We start from the raw sequence: 16,800 nt of genomic DNA on the forward strand, positions 1-16,800 counted from the left end.
GGGGGATTGTTAAGGGGGAAGGGAGCGACTTCGTAATTCAAGCCTCTTCCCCCTTAACAAAGAAATAAAAATTTAAATTTCTAAAAAACTATTTTTCAAATTTTAAAATTTGATAGATAATTCTTGATTATTAAATTTAAAGTAGTCGGATAAAGAATTAAATTTAAAAAGATAATTTATTAAACTCCAACCCAGTCTAAACCAGGTTGGAGTTTATTAAATTCAGTAGTTTGCATTAAACAAATTTAAGTTTGTTTATTAAGAAGTTAAAACCTCTTCTTCCTAACATCCTCAACTATAGCTTTAGCCATCTCATCTACTTCTGATGTTACTTCGTTTGCTTGGTTAGCAATTACAACATTCTCTTTTGTTAGGTGATCTATTTGAGCAACTGATTGATTTATCATATTTATGCCTTCACTTTGCTCTTTTATAGATTCACTCATCTCATTTATTGATTGAGCTAGGACATTTGTATTTGCTTCTATCTCACCTAGAGATTTTTGAGTTCTCTCAGCTAGTTTTCTAACTTCATCAGCCACGACAGCAAATCCTCTGCCGTGTTCTCCTGCACGTGCTGCTTCAATTGCAGCATTAAGAGCAAGTAAATTTGTTTGATCTGCTATATCTCTAATGATAGTTATGATGTTTTTAATTTCATCTGATTGTCTTATGACATCAGCCGTCTTTTGAGAGATGGCATTCATTGAGCTAGACATTTGCTCTACTGCAGCAGCACTTTCTTGTAAGCTATTTGCTTGAGTATTTGCTGAGCTTGCTACTTTTGATACTGAGCTAGCTAGTAGTTTTGCTTTTTCTTCTAGGGTTTGAGCTTGGTTTAGATTGTCATTTAGCATTTTAGAGATTTCAATGCCAAGAGAGTTTATACCACTTGCTATCTTACCATCATCATCAAGTCTTTTTGTAAAGTCTTGGTTTTTATAAGTGTTTAGTAGGTCAAGTACATCTTTACCATTACTTGAGATTGCATTTTTAAGAGCAAGTTGTAGATCTTTAAATGTGCTTTTTAGTTGATTTAGAGCTGGGTTGTTTGTATCAGCTTCTAGGCTTGCTTCATAGTTGCCATCTTTTATCTCATTTACAAAGGTGTTGGCTTTTTGGATGAAGATACTTTGATCTTTCATACCATCTTCAATGGCCTTTGTGTTTTTGTTTATTAGCTCTGCCATTTGACCAAATTCATCTTTAGATGTTATCTCTATAGGCTCTGCTTTGTTTGTCTTATGATTTAGTAGATCAAAGAAAGATAGTAGGCCTGTTTTTAGTTTGAGGATGATTTTTAGGAGGTAAGAAGACATTAGAAGTGACACTATCACAGAGATGATGATCGCTGCCAAGATAACGCCGATAGCTGAGTAAAATAGCGTATGCAAATCTTTTAAAAGCACATCCTCGTCCATCTCGCCAAAGAGATACCAATCAAGGCTTGGGATATATTTTGAGCCAATTATCAAATTTCTCGTGCCGTTGAAGTGATGGATGACGCCGCCATTTTTATTCATCAAGACATCAAATTTCTCTTTGCCAAGGACATCTTTTACATTTACTTTGCCGACCCTGTCGCTCTTTTCTATCTTTACGATACCACTTGAATCAACCATTAGGAATTTACTGCCCTCACCCATGGTTTTTGAAGTGACTAAATTTACGATGTCATCAAGGTTCATGCCTATCGCGCTGACGCCATAAAATTTGCCGTCTTTTTCAACCTTGCTATTTACATAAAGCGTTAGTGAGCCAGTAGCTTCTGATACTTGGATGTTTAGAGAATTTACCTCTTTGCCATTTTTAACGTCAAAGTACCAGCTATCACGTGGATTGTCCTTGCTAAGCTGTTTTAAAATTTTGTCATTTGTGTAGTAGTTTAGAGTTTTATCAGAGACAAACATCGCCGTTGAGAGGTTAAACGCCTTCATAAGGTCGGTGTTATAGTTAAAAAGCGTTGCTAATCCGTCCTTTGGCTCGCCCTCGTCGATCCACTTGAGAAGATAGTCGTTTTTAGTCATCTGATAAGAGGTGTTAATGATCTTGTCTATGGCATAGCCGATCTCACCTGCAACGTTAGAGACAGCTAGTGGTAGCTCATCTTTCACAACTTTTTCTGTATATAGGTTGCGAGCTATGTTGTAACTAATGAGGCTAACGCCGATTAGTAGCAGCACGATCACAGCTGTCAAAATAACAGAAATTTTAATCCTTAAAGACTTCATAAATCACTCCTTGATCAATATTTGCGTAATTATTCAACTTTTTATATAAAAGTAAAATTAATTTAAATAAATCTGAAATTTTGTTTTAACTATGTCACTTTGTGGGGTTATAATGACACAAATTTAAATCACTCCTTGTCATAAAGTGCTAAAAATTTCTAAGTAATTTTTCAAACTGCACACCATATCTTGTGCGATTATCATCTTTTAGCGTGATCTTGATGCTCTCAAGCACAAAATTTGCTGCCTTTTTGATAGCATTTTGCATGCTTTCGCCATTTATGAGCGAGCCAAAAAGCACTGAAGCGAAGATATCTCCAGTGCCACTTGCATGAAATGGCAAATATTCGTGAAAGTACTCCACTTTTTCTTTCGTCTTTGCGTCATATGCTATGATGCCACACTCATTTTGCCTATACCTAATGCCCTTTAAAACGATCTTTCGTGCACCAAAACTAGCCAAACCCTCAAGCAGCTCTAAAATGTAATCCTCGCCGTATCCCTCGCTTAAAAATGACTTTTCACACATAAAACTTGCCTCAGTTATGTTTGGCGTGATGACGTGAGCCTTTTTGCAAAGTTCCCTCATCTTTGCCACAAATTTCCCATCAAAGCCGTGATAAAGCTTACCATTATCACCCATGCAAGGATCCACAAGCCTTAGCAAAGAGCCGCTATCAAATTCAGCAAAGACCTTTTCTATAAGCTCAAGCTGCCTAAAACTACCTAAAAATCCAGTGTAAATTCCATCAAAACTGATGCCCTCTTTGTGCCAAACCTGCGTTATAGCGTCAAATTCATCAGTTAGATCACGAAAAGTGAAATTTTTAAAGCCAGTGTGAGTTGAGAGCAGTGCCGTTGGCAAGATGCACGTCTCGATGCCTTGGGCGCTGATTATGGGAAGTGCGACAGTGAGCGAGCATTTGCCCACGCACGAGATGTCTTGTATAGTTAAAATTCGCTTCATCTATCATCTTAATTTATAAAATTTAACGCCAGCAACGTCAGTTTGATAAACCGCGCCATCTTGTAAGAGCTTGTTTAAAATTTGCTTTGAGTGCTCTGAGAAATTTTCTTCTACATTTGCCGTAGTTTGCGGACGGCGCTCTAGCATGGCTAAAATTTCACTCTTGCTAAATTCATACTTTTGCTCTATCTTGTGAGCCCTAGCTATGGTAACTGGCACGCCGTTTATCTTGCTTGCTAGCTCTTCAAGCCTACTAGCATCAACGCCTTTTACATTGTAAGCTGGCGGGCGATCTATCGTGCCCACGTCCACTCGGTGCGGAGCTATCTCATTTATAGCCTCATTAAGCGCTATGAATTCCTCTTCTTTGTCATTAAATCCAGCCACGACCAAAATTTCAAGCACAAGCTCGCCCTTAAATTCCTTGCGAAATTTAGACATTGCTTTTATAAGTTCATTTACTTCTATGCCACTTTTGTTGCGGTCTATCTTTTTAAATGTGCTTTGTACGGCACTATCAAGGCTAAATTTCACTATATCAAGCCCTTGCAAGGCTTCACAAATTTTTTGATTCCTCGCGCCTGAGCCATTGCTTAAGATAAGAGTTTTTGCCTTGCCTTTTAGCTCATTTACCTTTGAGATCAGCTCTTTTAAGTGAGGATAAAGAGTTGGTTCGCCATTTGCTGTAAGCGTGATGACATCGATGTTTTGATGAACTTTTAAGGCCTCTTTTAAAGCGCTTATGATTCCATCAACGCTTGGGGGATTTTCTATCTCTTCAACTGGCTTTGCGCCCTTTAGCTCACAATAAACGCAGTCAAAATTGCATGATTTTTGTTTTGGGCTTAGATCGATGCCAAGACTCATGCCAAAACGGCGAGAATTTATGGGCCCAAAGACGATAGTGCTATCTTGCACTTCTTCTTTGAACCTCTTTTATGAAATATTTTGCGTTTTCAACTGGCACATCAGGTAAAATTCCATGACCAAGGTTGAAAATGTGCGGTGCGCCTTTCATCGTGCTTAAAATTTTATCCACGCCTTCATCGATCGCCTTTTTGCTATATAGCCTTGTTGGCTCCATGTTGCCCTGAAGGACGTATCTTGGGCTAAGTTTCTCTTTTGCTAGCTCGATCGGCGTACTCCAATCAACGCCAAAAACGTCAAATTTACCTGAAATTTTATCTAAATAGCCGCTTATACCTTTTGGGAAAACTATGACTGGGATCTCTGGAAATTCGGCCTTTACGCTATCAACTATCTTGTTTATATAGCTAAATCCAAACTCAAAATATGCCTGCTCCTCAAGTGCGGCCGCCCAGCTGTCAAAAATTTGCACCGCATTTACGCCAGCTCTTATCTGCTCTTTGACGTAAAGAATGAGCGCTTGCGTCACTTTTTCTAAAATTTGATGTAAAAATTCTGGATTTTCATAGAGCATCTTTTTGCAGACCGCATAGTTTTTGCTGCCGCCACCCTCTATCATATATGTAGCTATCGTCCAAGGTGCTCCGCAAAAGCCAATGAGCGCCTTATCTTTGGCTAAATTTTCTCTTGTAAGTTTGATCGTGTCATAGACGTATGCTAAGCTCTTAACCGATCTTTCGATGCTAAGTGCATCAAGTGCGGCCTCATCACGCAAAGGCTTTGTAAAAACTGGTCCCTCGCCCTTTTCAAAGCGCAGATCCATACCCATTTCAAGAGGCACGACAAGGATGTCGCTAAACAAAATAGCCGCATCAACACCCAAGATATCAACTGGCTGAAGCGTGACCTCGCTAGCCTTTTTATAGTCTTTGCAAAGTGATAAAAAGTCCCCTGCTTTAGCTCTTACAGCCATATATTCTGGTAGATATCTGCCAGCTTGGCGCATCATCCAAACAGGCGTATATGGGGTTGGTTTTTTAAGGCAAGCGTCTATGAAAATCATCAAATTTCCTTTAAATTTTTAAATGGATATTATCTAAAAATAGCTAAAGAAAAGATGTAGGAGAAATTTTAAGCGTAAGAACGCTTAAAATTTTAGTGTTCGCCCTTGTGAAGGAAGTAAAGTCCAAGGCAAAGTGCAAGGATAGAAGCCGCAAGATAGGCCATCTCAAGCGGAGTTGTGAAGTTTGCGTGAAGCACTCTTTGGAAGAAATTTACGATTAAAACCATGACGATCACTTTGCCAAGCTTGTCTTTTAGCTCATCAAGCGAATGCACTTCAAGCACCTTGCTCTGCTTTGACTGCTTTAGCTGTGTGATCTCTGAGATGAAAAGCTCGTAAATTCCGAAGCTAAATATACAAAGAACAAGCGCCATCAAGTATAGATCGATCGCTCCAACTATCTCGCCAACGACCTCTGAGTGAAAATTTTCAACATGAAAATCTGCAGCAAAGAAATATTTATAAACCTCTAAAAGTACCTTGCCGACATCATAACTTGCGATGATGAAAAGCACGATCGCGCCTAAAAGGCCAAAAACTACCGGGAAAAGCGTGAAACTGTTGCTTGCAAGCAAAATTCTCTCAAATATTTTACGCAATAAAAACCCTTTTTGTGAAATTTAAAAAGGGGGTATTTTATAGTTTTTTCCTTAAATTTTAGGCGCAAGATCGCAATTAATTTTAATGCAAACTACTCCTGCATCGCTATCCATTTTTGTGCGATTCTCACGGCATTTGTCGCAGCTCCTACGCGGATCTGGTCGGCACTGCACCAAAGGTGAAGCACATTTGATCTAAAGTTATCAACTCTGATTCTGCCAACATAAGTCTCGTTTGTATCGCTTGAGATAGTAGGCATCGGATACTCTTTTTTGGCTGGATTATCGACTACGACGACGCTTGGAGCTTTGTTTAAAACCTCTCTTGCCGCATCTGCGCTCACGTCTTTGTCAAAGTGGATAGTGATCGCCTCAGAGTGGCTTCTAAGCACTGGCACACGCACGCAAGTAGCGCTCACTTCGATATCTTTGTGAAGGATCTTTTGCGTTTCATTGACCATTTTCATCTCTTCTTTTGTGTAGTCGTTATCCAAAAAGACGTCGATATGCGGGATCACGTTTAGCGCTAGGCGGTGCGCAAAGACCTTTGGCTCGCACTCATCAAGCTTAAATTCAAAAAACTTTTGCATCTGCACGACAAGCTCTTCCATGCCCTCTTTGCCAGCGCCACTTGCTGCTTGGTAGGTAGAAACATCGACCCTGTTAATGCCAAAAGCGTCGTTTAGTGGTTTTAAAATTTGCACCATTTGGATGGTTGAGCAGTTTGGATTTGCGATGATGCCGCGGTTTTTCCACATGGCAATGTCGCTTGGGTTACACTCAGGTACTACTAGTGGGATATCTTTATCCATCCTAAAATGGCTGGTGTTATCGATGACTACTGCACCGCTATCAGCTGCAAATTTGGCAAATTTCTCTGAAACTGAGCCGCCTGCGCTAAAAAATGCGATATCGATCTCATGCTCGCTAAAAACTTTCTCTGTTAGCTCTTTTACTTTGTAGTTTTTGCCTTTAAATTCTATCTCGCTGCCAGCACTTTTGGCACTTGCAAGTGGCAAAAGCTCACCAACTGGAAAATCAACCTCTTCCATAACTCTAAAAAGCTCTTCGCCGACCGCTCCAGTAGCACCAACGACCGCTACGTTAAATTTTCTCATCTGCTCTCCTTGGTTTCTTTTAATTTTCTTAATTTGCATAATTTTACTAGCCAAAAACTTAAATTTTTACCTATTTTTTACTTCTCGCCTGCAAAAATAGATCTTTTGGCAAAATTTCATCGCCCTCGCTTAGTATCGCCGCACGCTGCACAACTGAGATGAGCTCTCTTATGTTGCCTGGATAGTCATAGCTCAAAAGCTCCTCTTTGGCTGCTTTTGAGAAATTTTTAGCCTCAAAGCCATACTCTTTGCAACATTTTTCTAAAGCATCTTGTGCGATAGGCAAAATTTCATCTTTTCGCTCTCGAAGTGGCGGGATGAAAAGTGGGATCGTGTTTAGGCGGTAGAAAAGATCTTCTCTAAACCTGCCCTCTTTCATCGCAAGCTCTAAATTTGCATTTGTAGCGCAGATGATGCGAACGTCTATCTTTTCGCTCTTTGTGGCGCCAAGCCTTGTTATCTCGCGCTCTTGAAGCGCACGAAGCAGCTTTGGCTGTAAATTTATAGGCATCTCGCCGATCTCATCTAAAAATAGCGTTCCGCCATTTGCCAGCTCAAACTGCCCTTTTTTGGTAGTAGCAGCGTCAGTAAAAGCGCCCTTTTCAAAGCCAAAAAGCTCACTTTCTATCAAATTTTCAGGGATCGCAGCCATATTTAGAGCGACAAATGCCGCATCTTTTCTTGGTGAGTTTGCATGGATAAATTTAGCAAAGACCTCCTTGCCAACGCCGCTTTCGCCACTAAGCATTATTGAAGCGTCTGTTCTTGCAGCTTTTACCGCGATATTTAGCGTAGCTTCAAGCGCTTTTGAGCTGGCTAAAAAGCCGTTATTTTCGCTTTTAGTTTCAACTTTTTTTATGCTTTTTGGAGTTTTTTGTTTTAGCGCCTCTACCCTTTTTATCGCCTCATATAGCGTCGAGACGTCAAATGGCTTTGTTAAAAAATCCTTCACGCCGAGCCTAACGCTCTCGATCGCCTTATTAAGTGTGGCGTTTCCAGTCATTATGATGACGTCAAATTTGCCGTTTAACTCTTTAATGAACTCAAGTCCGTCCATCTTTGGCATGTTTATGTCGGTGATGATTAGATCAGTGTCGTCGCTTAGCTTTTTTAGAGCTTCAACTGCGCTCTTGTAACTCTTGATGTTTAGCTCTTCACACTCGCCAAGTGCGATCTCAAGCGACTTTCGCATATTGATGTCATCTTCTACTATGACGATATTCATTTGATCTCTTTTTTATTGAAGTGTGCCGATGATAGCGGATTTTGGCTTAAATTCCACCATAAATCTAACTGGCAAAATTTTCAAATTTGAAGCGTTTGATATCTGTGAATTCTTGACATTTAGCTCATTTTTTATCATCACTTTTTTTAAGGCAAAGCAGTCAAAAATTTCATCTTTGTGTAAATTTAAAAAGCCAAGAGTTGTGGTGTTTTCATCTTTAAAAGCGTCTATCTGACAAAGAAATTTTGGTTTTGGATTGGGCGAGAGAGTCATCGCCTTAGAAAATGAAATTTCTTCAAAGGCAACTATTTGATTTTTCGTATCGACCTTCGCCCAGAAGATAAACTCCTCTAGGCAAAAGGCGAAATTTAAAAGTATCGTTAGTAAGAAAAGACTTCTCGCCACTTATCCTCGTCTATCTTAAGCTCCATATTTACCTTATAAAGCCCGTCTTTGAAATTTTCATTCACGATCCTTGCGTTTTTGACAAGGCCTTGAACCTTTGAAGTGATAGATGAGTCGTTTAGCATCGCATCTCTTACGGTGTCTTCAGCGTTGATCTTTACGCCATAAAGCTTGCCTGCAAGCTGCGAATAAGCATCAGCCATCGCCGCTCTTTTCGCAAGTGTAACAGACTGAGCGTATGAGAGCGAATTTAGCGGAGCTATGCCCTCGCCTGTGGCTCTAAAAGTGGTCTCTCTTGGAGCGCTATCATATATCATCTTCTCTTTTTTCATCACCTCTCTAAGATCGTCTTTATCGACCTTTTGGATGACTACGTTGCGGTTTGATGTGCTAGTTGGCTCGCCCATAAAGCCATTAAATGAGCAACCGCCAAAAATAGCGATCATCAAAGCAAAAGATAAAATTTTAACCTTCATAAACAACCTTTTTTATGCTTTTATTTAAAATTTAACAGCAAAATTTATTCCAAAAGCCCCATATCTTCGCTTGGTGCTTCTTCCTCATCTTCGCCATCATCTGCCTTAGGGCATCTTGCGATGCTTACAACATCATCGCCATCGACATTTACGACGATCACGCCGCTTGTGTTACGTCCTGCTTTGCGGATGCTTTGCATATCGACTCTTATCATCTTACCACTTGATGTTAGAGCCATTAGATCTTGCTCTTCATCAACCATCACAACGCCCACAAGATCGCCTGTTCTGCTTGTTAGTTTCATGCAGATGACGCCTTTGCCGCCGCGGTTTGTCAAGCGGTACTCATCAGCGGTTGTGCGCTTGCCGATACCTTTTTGAGATATGCTTAAAATTTCTTGGTCATTGCTTTCGATGACTGCTGCGCCTACGACCTCATCGCCTGGCTCTTTAAATTTAATACCAGTTACACCGCGTGCAGTTCTTCCCATTTGGCGAACTTTGCTGATCTTAAATTTAAGACACATACCCTTTTTAGTAACGACAAATAGCATTGTCTCATCGCCTGAGTTTGCGTCCTCTTCGGCATTTGCACTATCTTCATCGATCTCATTTTGAAGCTCTTCAACTTCAAGCACCTCAGTCTCAACGCTTAGCTCATTTTCAGAGTCAGTTACTGGCATATCATCGTATGTTTGAGCGATGAGTGCAGTTACTAGCTCGTCGTTCTCATCAAGGCTGATCGCTCTTACGCCAACTGAGCGGATGTTTTTAAACTCACTTAAATTTGTGCGTTTTACGATGCCATTTTTAGTGAAGAATGCTAGCGATTTACTCTCATCAAAGTCAGTCGTTGGGATGATCGCTTTGATCTTCTCATCAGGCTGCAACTGGATCAAATTTACAACTGCTTTGCCCTTTGCCGTGCGGCTTCCCTCTGGGATCTTATATACTTTTAGCCAGTAGAGCTGTCCGCGGTCAGTCACAAACATAAGCGTATCGTGAGTATTTGAAGTAAAGAAGCTCTCTATAAAGTCATCATCGTATGTCGTGACCGCTACTTTGCCCTTGCCACCGCGTTTTTGCTTCTCGTACTGCTTGCTTGGCACACGCTTGATGTAGCCGCGGTGAGTTATGGTTACGACCATATTTTCATTTGGTATGAGGTCTTCGATGTCGATATCATCATAGTCATCAACGATCTCAGTCACTCTTGGTACTTTAAATTTATTTTTGATCTCAAGAAGCTCTTCTTTGATCAAATTTTCAAGCAATGTCTCGCTCTTTAAAATTTCATCAAGTCTTGCGATCTCGGCCATAAGCTCGGCTAGTTCAGCCTCTAGTTTTTCTCTCTCTAGGCCTGTAAGCTTGCTTAGACGCATATCAAGGATAGCATTTGCTTGAAGCTCTGAGAGGTTAAATTTACTCATCAAGCCTTCTCTAGCAACCGCTGTATCGGCACTATTTCTAATAAGCTCGATCACCTCGTCGATGTTATCAAGTGCGATCTTTAGACCCTCTAAGATGTGGGCTCTTGCGCGCGCTTTTTCAAGCTCAAATATCGTTCTTCTAATGATAACGGTTTTTCTGTGATTTAAAAATAGCTTAAGTAGCTCAATAAGGTTAAATACCTTTGGCTCTTTGTTATTAATAGCAAGCATAATAACGCCAAAAGTGCTCTCCATCGTGGTTGATTTAAAGAGATTATTTAGCACGATGTCGCTCATAGCGTCGCGTTTTAGCTCGATGACTACGCGGATGCCGTCCTTGTCAGACTCATCTCTAACCTCACTGATGCCATCTATCTGCTTATCTTTTACAAGCTCAGCGATCTGCTCGATAAGCCTTGCTTTGTTTGTTTGATAAGGTAGCTCGTCGATTACTATGACGTCTTTGTTTGGCTTTTTTTCTATGTGAGTTTTGGCTCTTAGTTTGACCCTACCACGACCTGTGCGGTAGGCCTCTATGATGCCTTTTTTACCAAAGATGATACCGCCGGTTGGAAAGTCTGGACCTTTTATAAATTCCATCACCTCTTCAAGTGTCGCCTCTTTGTTTTCAAGAAGTAGCAAAAGACCGTCTATCAGCTCATCAAGGCTGTGTGGTGGGATATTTGTCGCCATACCGACCGCAATACCGCTTGAGCCGTTTAATAATAAATTTGGCACACGGCTAGGCAAAACATCTGGCTCGACCTCTCTATCGTCGTAGTTTGGTACAAAATCAACCGTATCTTTATCGATATCTTTTAAAAGCTCTTCAGTAAGCATGGTCATTCTAGCTTCGGTATAACGCATCGCAGCTGCGCTGTCGCCGTCAATCGAGCCAAAGTTTCCTTGTCCATCAACGACTGGATAGCGCATAGAAAATTTCTGAGCCATACGAACAAGTGCGTCATAAACCGCTGTGTCGCCGTGTGGGTGGTACTTACCGATGACTTCACCGACGATACGTGCTGACTTCATATAGGCACTTCTGCTGCCAACGCCAAGATTATCCATAGCGTATAAAATTCTTCTATGAACTGGCTTTAGTCCGTCTCTAGCGTCAGGCAAAGCACGTCCGACGATGACGCTCATAGAGTAGTCAAGATAGCTATTTTTTATAGAATCTTCGATATCAACTGAAGCGATATCTTGAGTTAATTCAAGTAGATTGTCTTTCATTTTTATCCTTAAATTTAGCTTGAGGGATTTTAGCCAAAAATTGATAAAAACTTTCTAAGGGCAAAGCGGCCTGGGTTAAATTTAACCCTTAAGCACGCTCGTAATATGTAGCTCCGTTTGAAAAACGCTTTGTGTAAAGTGGGGTATATGGCACAAGATCAGCGTGTCCAGCATAAAGCCTACCCTCTGGTTTAAGTAGCTTGTGCAGCCTCTCAACGCATTTTAGTCTAAACGCATCGTCAAAATATATCATCATATTTCTTGAAAGGACGATGTCAAATTTACCAAGATTAAACATCGCATCGTCAAAAACGTTTAAAATTTTAAACTCACACCTTGGCAAAATTTCCTTTTTGATGAAAAATTTGTCATCTTTTTTTGTAAAAAATCTCTCTTTTTGAAACTCGCTTAGTCTATGCAAGCTCCTCTCGCCGTAGCATCCGACGCTACAAGCTTGTATGGCTTCTGAGTTTATGTCGATGCCAGTTAGCTGGATATCACTTTGTTTAAGGCCAAATTCATAAGCAAGCATTGCAAGCGAATAGACCTCATCACCAGTCGAGCAAGGCGCGCATAAAATTCTAGCCTCTCCAAGCTCTTTTGCGTAGTAGATCACGTCTTTTAGCTGGGCTAGCTCTCTATAAAAATATGTCTCATTTACGGTGACTAAATTTAAAAGATCTTGCCTAAGTAGCGTGTCAAATCTTATCATCGAAACTAGTTCTTTAAAGCTTTTTATCTGGCGATTTTTGGCAAATATACTAACTCTTTGCAGCGTAATGTCTCTCTTTGGCTCTAGATCGACCCCGCAAAGCGTCTTTATAGTGCTCATAAATTCGTTAAATCCATCCATGTCGCTTGGTGCTTTTGCCTCTAAAACTTCGCTTTGTTTATCCACTTTGTTAAAAAGCATTTAAAAACTCCTCAAGCTCTTTTCTTATCATCATTAAATTTAACGATTTTAAATTTTGATTTAGCTCCTTAGCACGCTTTGGCATGCCATAAACTATGGCGCTCTCTTCGTTTTCAGCTATGCATTTTGCGCCTGCTTTGTAGAGCTTATCAAGCCCAGCTGCACCATCATCGCCGATACCAGTTAGCAAGATCGCTAGTAAATTTACATTTTTGGCGATCTGCGTGCCTGAGTTAAAAAGCACATCAACATTTGGCGTATATATCGTTTTTATCTCAGGTTGTGGCTTTGCGCTAACTGGCAAAGTCGCTGAAATTTCAAAATTTTGATCACAAATATAGACGATATTTTCTTTTAAATTTGTCTTTTCGCTTAAAATTTCAACATTTATGTTGCACTCCCTGCCCATTTGCGTGACAAATGAGTTTATAAACATCTTGTTCATATGCTGAGCGATGACAACCATCGCACCATTTAAATTTATATCTTTTAATAGTTTTTTTATATGACCTGGGCCTCCTGTAGAAGCCCCTATTAAGACCAGTTTTTGAGCCACTAATTGCCTTTAAATTTAAAATTTATCGCACAAATCAAGTTCTAAATTCGCCAAGTTTTGCATTTAGCGTATCTGTCATCTTGTTTAGATGCTCAGCCGCTGAAGCTATCTCTTCTACGCTTCTTGTGCTTTGAGACGAAATTTGACTTATGCCCTCCATGCTTTTTACTATATCGTCAATATCCCTACCTGTCTTTATATAGTCCTCGATAGTCTTATCAGATAGTCCTATGGCTGATCTCATGATATCGCTCATATCTCTTATGGTATTTTGTGCGTTGTTTGCTACGCCTGTTAGCTCGCTTATTTGCTTAGAGTTGATGCTCATTTGCTCGCTGCTTTCATTTATCGCTTGAACGATGACGTTGATAGTTGCGTTTATCTCTGTTAGGCTCTTTTGAGTGCGCTCAGCTAGCTTTCTAACCTCATCAGCAACGACTGCAAAGCCGCGTCCGTGTTCTCCTGCACGTGCTGCTTCAATGGCTGCGTTAAGTGCAAGTAAATTTGTCTGATCAGCGATGTCGTTGATAACCACAAGGACTGATTTTACCTGCTCAGCGTCACGGCTAAGCTGCTCGATCTTGCCAGCCATTTGATTTTCTATATCTGATGTCTGAGCGATCTCTGAAGATAAATTTGAGATGGTATTTAAGGTCTCATCAACGTAGGTTAGCGCCTTTTGAAGATCATCTTTGCCACCTTTTGCAACTTCGATTGAATCTTTCATATATGATTGTATCTCAGCGCAATCCTTCCCAGCGCTCTCAACTATCTTACTTGAGTTTTCTACCCCACGGCCAGTTTGGACGGAGGTTGAGCTAAGCTCGTTTGCGATGGAGCTATTTTCATTCGAGATATCTTTTGCCTCGGCGATTAAAACCTTTACTTTTTCTATAAATTTATTTATGGCTTCGCTTGCTTTTGCTATCTCATCTTTGCCGACGACTTCTAGTTTTCTTGTTAGATCGCCATCGCCGCTTGAGAGATTTGTAGCCCGCATGATTAGCTCATTTAGCGGTTTTGTGATAGAAAATTTAGAGTAGAGCATGGCAACTATTAGTGAGATGATTAAAACCACTACAGCTATAACAACGAAATTTGTAGTGTTTGCCTTAGCGTCATTTTGCATGGTAGCTGAAATTTTATCTATCTCTTTATACATACCCTCAAGATTAACAACAGACATCAGCACTACATCTTCATGAAAGAGGTTTAGTTTTAGCCCTTTTCCTATCTTTCTAGTCGTTGAGCCATCTTTTGCTTTAGCTACAAAATTTACAAAAGCGCCCTCGCTATTTTCCGAGGCTTTTTGCATGAAATCTTTTATGTATTTATAGCCATCTGCGTCAGTTGCTTCAAGTCTATCAAGACCGTTATACTCAGGCACTCCAGGGCTAGAGATAACCACACCTTTTGTAGTGTAGATACTAAAGTATCCCTTTTTATCATCGCCAAATCTAGCCTTTGAGAGATAGTCGATGATATCTTCTTTTTGATCTTCAATGGTCTCGTTTGCGTCGTCATAAACCTCTTGAATTTTTAGCAAAATATTTGAAACGATATCCATCTCTTCACTTAAAGCTGCCCTTTTGTCGGCTAAGATCGTTTCAGTCAGCTGTTTGGTGGAAAATTCTATCGCTTTGTTTTGCTCGTAAATGTTTAGAAAGACTAAGATGGCTCCAAGCACCAGTAGGGACGAGACGATCATCATCGTCACTTTTGATGAAATTTTCATAATACCTCCTTTTTAATGTTTAAATTTCCTTAATTTTGAGATTATAGCACCATTAAAGTGCAATATTTACTTTTTATTTGTGATCTTATATAAAAAGCTAAAAATCTCAGCCACCGCTTTATATAAATTTGGCGGTATCTCTTGATCGACCTCGACCTTGCTTAAAATTTCAATGAGATCAGGATCCTCTTTGATCGGTATATCGTGCTCTTTTGCAAGGCTTATTATCTTATTTGCTATCTCGCCAGCACCGCTTGCAAGCACCTTTGGAGCGTTATCTTGCGACCTGTTGTAGCCAAGAGCGACGGCTTTTTTCTTATTTACTTGCATCAAATTTTCTTATCAAAGCCCACATCAAGGCCGCCAAAATTTTTAAATCTATCGTTTAGCTTCACCTTTGGCAAGGTTTTGATGTTAAAATTTGAAACGATTAGTCCAAGCTTTGAGATAGCTTGCTTTAGCTTGCTTGAATTTCCTAAAATGAGCTCCTTAAACTCATTTGTCTGCGTTGCCACCGATAGATCGATATAGCGTTTATCCACAAGCCCCACCATCATATTTATCTGGCCAAATTTCTTAAAATTTAGATCGATCTGGGCATAAAATTTATCCTTTTTGCCCTGTTTAAACGCGACATTTCCGCCCTCCACGCCGTCCCAGATGTATGGCATATAGGTTTGTATGCCTCCTTGCAAGCTTGAGACCATCTGATGCATCTCGATCTGCGAGATCATCTTGTTTGCAGCATTTACGGTTTGGGGGTTTTGGCTCTTTTCGCTTATGTTTAAAAGCGTGCTTTTTACATCTTGATTTAGCACCTTTGAAATTTCACTGCCGCTCTTTGTCGTGATGTTGTTTATGTCGTTTATAGCGAGCTTTAGCTGCTTTAAAAGCGCCTTACTCTCAGCTAGATCGCTTTTAGCTGTGCTTGCTTCTGGATCTGCTAGACTTAGGCTGTGAGCTAGGCGTCTGGCCGCACTTTGGAGCTTATCTTGCAAGCTGCCCTCTTTTGAGACGTCGCTAACCTCGTTAAATGCCTTTACAAGCCCAGCCTCATCGCCTATGTTGTTTAGCATTTTTAGATCATTTTTTAGGCTATCAAGGACCAGCTTTAGCTCTTTGTGGTTTGAGCTAAAAGCCACACTTTGATTTAGCTTTTCACTCGCTAAATTTGCTACCTTCTCGCTTAAATTTGAGATGAAATTCTCTATCTTGCCGATCTGGCTTTTAACCGCGTCTGCACTTTGATCTTTTGAGAAGTTTTTATCCAGAAATTTAGCCACATTATCAAGCTTATCCACATCTTTTAAAAGCGTTTTTATGCTTGAGTTATCAAGGATATTTTTAGCGTCACTGCTCGCTTTTTCAAGCATAGAAGTAAGCTTCATAAATGAGTTTTGATTATCCAAGCTCTCATCATTTAGAGTTAAAATTTGACTAAGTAAATTTTGATTTGAGAGATTTTTTATATCGCTTAGTAACTTTTGTATCGAGCTTGGCAGTTTTTCTGGGGTAAGCGCATCTTTTAAATTTGCTTCAAGCATGACGCCAGAGTTTTTGATCTGATCATTTAGCGAACCAGCTTTAAGATCGGCTATTGGTTTTAGAAATTCTTTTAGTTTTAGTGCAAGGCTCTTTATCTCAGGGCTTTCGCTTTGCATAGCCTCGCTCTCTAAGCTTTTTGCAAGGTCTGAGAGCTCGCTAGCTAAATTTGGAGCGATCTTTGTATCTTTTGCCTGAGATAAAATTTGCTCAGCCTTACTAAGGCTTGAAGCGCTTTTTAGATCATCAAGCACCCTTGCAACTAGCTTGCCAACGTTATCAAGAGCGTTTGAGACGGTCTGTTCGCTTGGCGTCCCAGCTGGCTGGTTTTTAAAAAGTGAGCCTTCATTTTTGCGAACAGGCGCGTTTTGGGCGGCATTTTGCCCAGTTTGAACCGAGGTGTTTGAGATATTTAGAGAATTTGCTACGTCCATTTT

15 protein-coding genes and 1 pseudogene are annotated in these 16,800 nt (G+C 40.2%); all 16 read right to left on the reverse strand.

Translation table 11 applies throughout. The annotated features are described in order from the left end of the window. Positions 1-266 precede the first annotated feature (266 nt). Positions 267-1,421, reverse strand: coding sequence for a methyl-accepting chemotaxis protein (locus F3G86_RS11160; protein ID WP_411160686.1), 1,155 nt, complete (start codon positions 1,419-1,421; stop codon positions 267-269). After that, positions 1,410-2,231: pseudogene (locus tag F3G86_RS11165) on the reverse strand (cache domain-containing protein); the annotation flags it as partial. The pseudogene F3G86_RS11165 and the gene F3G86_RS11160, both read right to left, overlap by 12 nt. A 148-nt stretch (positions 2,232-2,379) precedes the next feature. Next, positions 2,380-3,198: a pyridoxamine kinase gene (locus tag F3G86_RS02815; RefSeq protein ID WP_149722919.1), complete on the reverse strand. Its 819-nt coding sequence runs from the start codon at positions 3,196-3,198 to the stop codon at positions 2,380-2,382. A gap of 3 nt (positions 3,199-3,201) precedes the next feature. Then, positions 3,202-4,116 (reverse strand): radical SAM protein, encoded by a 915-nt coding sequence (locus F3G86_RS02820; RefSeq protein ID WP_149722920.1) that lies wholly within the window; start codon positions 4,114-4,116, stop codon positions 3,202-3,204. After that, a complete protein-coding gene (hemE, locus tag F3G86_RS02825) occupies positions 4,106-5,128 on the reverse strand; it encodes a uroporphyrinogen decarboxylase (RefSeq protein ID WP_149722921.1) in 1,023 nt (340 codons plus the stop codon). Before hemE ends, F3G86_RS02820 begins: the two co-directional genes overlap by 11 nt. 92 nt (positions 5,129-5,220) lie before the next feature. Continuing rightward, complete coding sequence (locus F3G86_RS02830) at positions 5,221-5,727, reverse strand: YqhA family protein (protein WP_149722922.1); 507 nt, start codon at positions 5,725-5,727, stop codon at positions 5,221-5,223. Positions 5,728-5,819: 92 nt separating this feature from the next. Next, a complete protein-coding gene (locus tag F3G86_RS02835; RefSeq protein ID WP_149722923.1) occupies positions 5,820-6,845 on the reverse strand; it encodes an aspartate-semialdehyde dehydrogenase in 1,026 nt (341 codons plus the stop codon). Between the two features lie 70 nt (positions 6,846-6,915). Beyond that, positions 6,916-8,070, reverse strand: coding sequence for a sigma-54-dependent transcriptional regulator (locus F3G86_RS02840; RefSeq protein WP_149722924.1), 1,155 nt, complete (start codon positions 8,068-8,070; stop codon positions 6,916-6,918). A 12-nt stretch (positions 8,071-8,082) separates the two neighbouring features. Further along, the gene (locus F3G86_RS02845) at positions 8,083-8,475 is read right to left on the reverse strand and encodes a hypothetical protein (RefSeq protein WP_107849736.1); all 393 of its coding nucleotides are present in this window, start codon (positions 8,473-8,475) and stop codon (positions 8,083-8,085) included. Continuing rightward, positions 8,451-8,951 (reverse strand): LPP20 family lipoprotein, encoded by a 501-nt coding sequence (locus tag F3G86_RS02850; RefSeq protein ID WP_002939671.1) that lies wholly within the window; start codon positions 8,949-8,951, stop codon positions 8,451-8,453. Before F3G86_RS02850 ends, F3G86_RS02845 begins: the two co-directional genes overlap by 25 nt. A gap of 44 nt (positions 8,952-8,995) precedes the next feature. After that, positions 8,996-11,617: a DNA gyrase subunit A gene (gyrA, locus tag F3G86_RS02855; protein ID WP_149722925.1), complete on the reverse strand. Its 2,622-nt coding sequence runs from the start codon at positions 11,615-11,617 to the stop codon at positions 8,996-8,998. Positions 11,618-11,705: 88 nt separating this feature from the next. Further along, positions 11,706-12,530, reverse strand: a complete 825-nt coding sequence (locus tag F3G86_RS02860; protein ID WP_149722926.1) for a CheR family methyltransferase — start codon at positions 12,528-12,530, stop codon at positions 11,706-11,708. Beyond that, positions 12,520-13,086: a CheB methylesterase domain-containing protein gene (locus tag F3G86_RS02865; RefSeq protein WP_021090049.1), complete on the reverse strand. Its 567-nt coding sequence runs from the start codon at positions 13,084-13,086 to the stop codon at positions 12,520-12,522. Before F3G86_RS02865 ends, F3G86_RS02860 begins: the two co-directional genes overlap by 11 nt. A 34-nt stretch (positions 13,087-13,120) precedes the next feature. After that, positions 13,121-14,821 carry a methyl-accepting chemotaxis protein gene (locus F3G86_RS02870; RefSeq protein WP_149722927.1) on the reverse strand — a complete coding sequence of 567 codons (1,701 nt, stop codon included), beginning with the start codon at positions 14,819-14,821 and terminating at the stop codon, positions 13,121-13,123. Between the two features lie 66 nt (positions 14,822-14,887). Next, entirely contained in the window at positions 14,888-15,154 is a 267-nt protein-coding gene (locus F3G86_RS02875) for a FlhB-like flagellar biosynthesis protein (protein WP_223227339.1), read from the reverse strand. After that, positions 15,151-16,797, reverse strand: a complete 1,647-nt coding sequence (locus F3G86_RS02880; protein WP_149722928.1) for a flagellar hook-length control protein FliK — start codon at positions 16,795-16,797, stop codon at positions 15,151-15,153. Before F3G86_RS02880 ends, F3G86_RS02875 begins: the two co-directional genes overlap by 4 nt. Positions 16,798-16,800: the final 3 nt, after the last annotated feature.

This window comes from Campylobacter concisus, from assembly GCF_902460595.1.
Lineage (GTDB): Bacteria > Campylobacterota > Campylobacteria > Campylobacterales > Campylobacteraceae > Campylobacter_A > Campylobacter_A concisus_BL.

What these genes read in the sequence shown, in the direction of transcription:
- F3G86_RS02835 (WP_149722923.1), bottom strand. Translation starts at nt 6,845, where the DNA reads ATGAGAAAATTTAACGTAGCGGTCGTTGGTGCTACTGGAGCGGTCGGC.
- gyrA (WP_149722925.1), bottom strand. Translation starts at nt 11,617, where the DNA reads ATGAAAGACAATCTACTTGAATTAACTCAAGATATCGCTTCAGTTGAT.
- F3G86_RS02870 (WP_149722927.1), bottom strand. Translation starts at nt 14,821, where the DNA reads ATGAAAATTTCATCAAAAGTGACGATGATGATCGTCTCGTCCCTACTG.
- F3G86_RS02815 (WP_149722919.1), bottom strand. Translation starts at nt 3,198, where the DNA reads ATGAAGCGAATTTTAACTATACAAGACATCTCGTGCGTGGGCAAATGC.
- F3G86_RS02860 (WP_149722926.1), bottom strand. Translation starts at nt 12,530, where the DNA reads ATGCTTTTTAACAAAGTGGATAAACAAAGCGAAGTTTTAGAGGCAAAA.
- F3G86_RS02840 (WP_149722924.1), bottom strand. Translation starts at nt 8,070, where the DNA reads ATGAATATCGTCATAGTAGAAGATGACATCAATATGCGAAAGTCGCTT.
- hemE (WP_149722921.1), bottom strand. Translation starts at nt 5,128, where the DNA reads ATGATTTTCATAGACGCTTGCCTTAAAAAACCAACCCCATATACGCCT.
- F3G86_RS02880 (WP_149722928.1), bottom strand. Translation starts at nt 16,797, where the DNA reads ATGGACGTAGCAAATTCTCTAAATATCTCAAACACCTCGGTTCAAACT.
- F3G86_RS02850 (WP_002939671.1), bottom strand. Translation starts at nt 8,951, where the DNA reads ATGAAGGTTAAAATTTTATCTTTTGCTTTGATGATCGCTATTTTTGGC.
- F3G86_RS11160 (WP_411160686.1), bottom strand. Translation starts at nt 1,421, where the DNA reads ATGGACGAGGATGTGCTTTTAAAAGATTTGCATACGCTATTTTACTCA.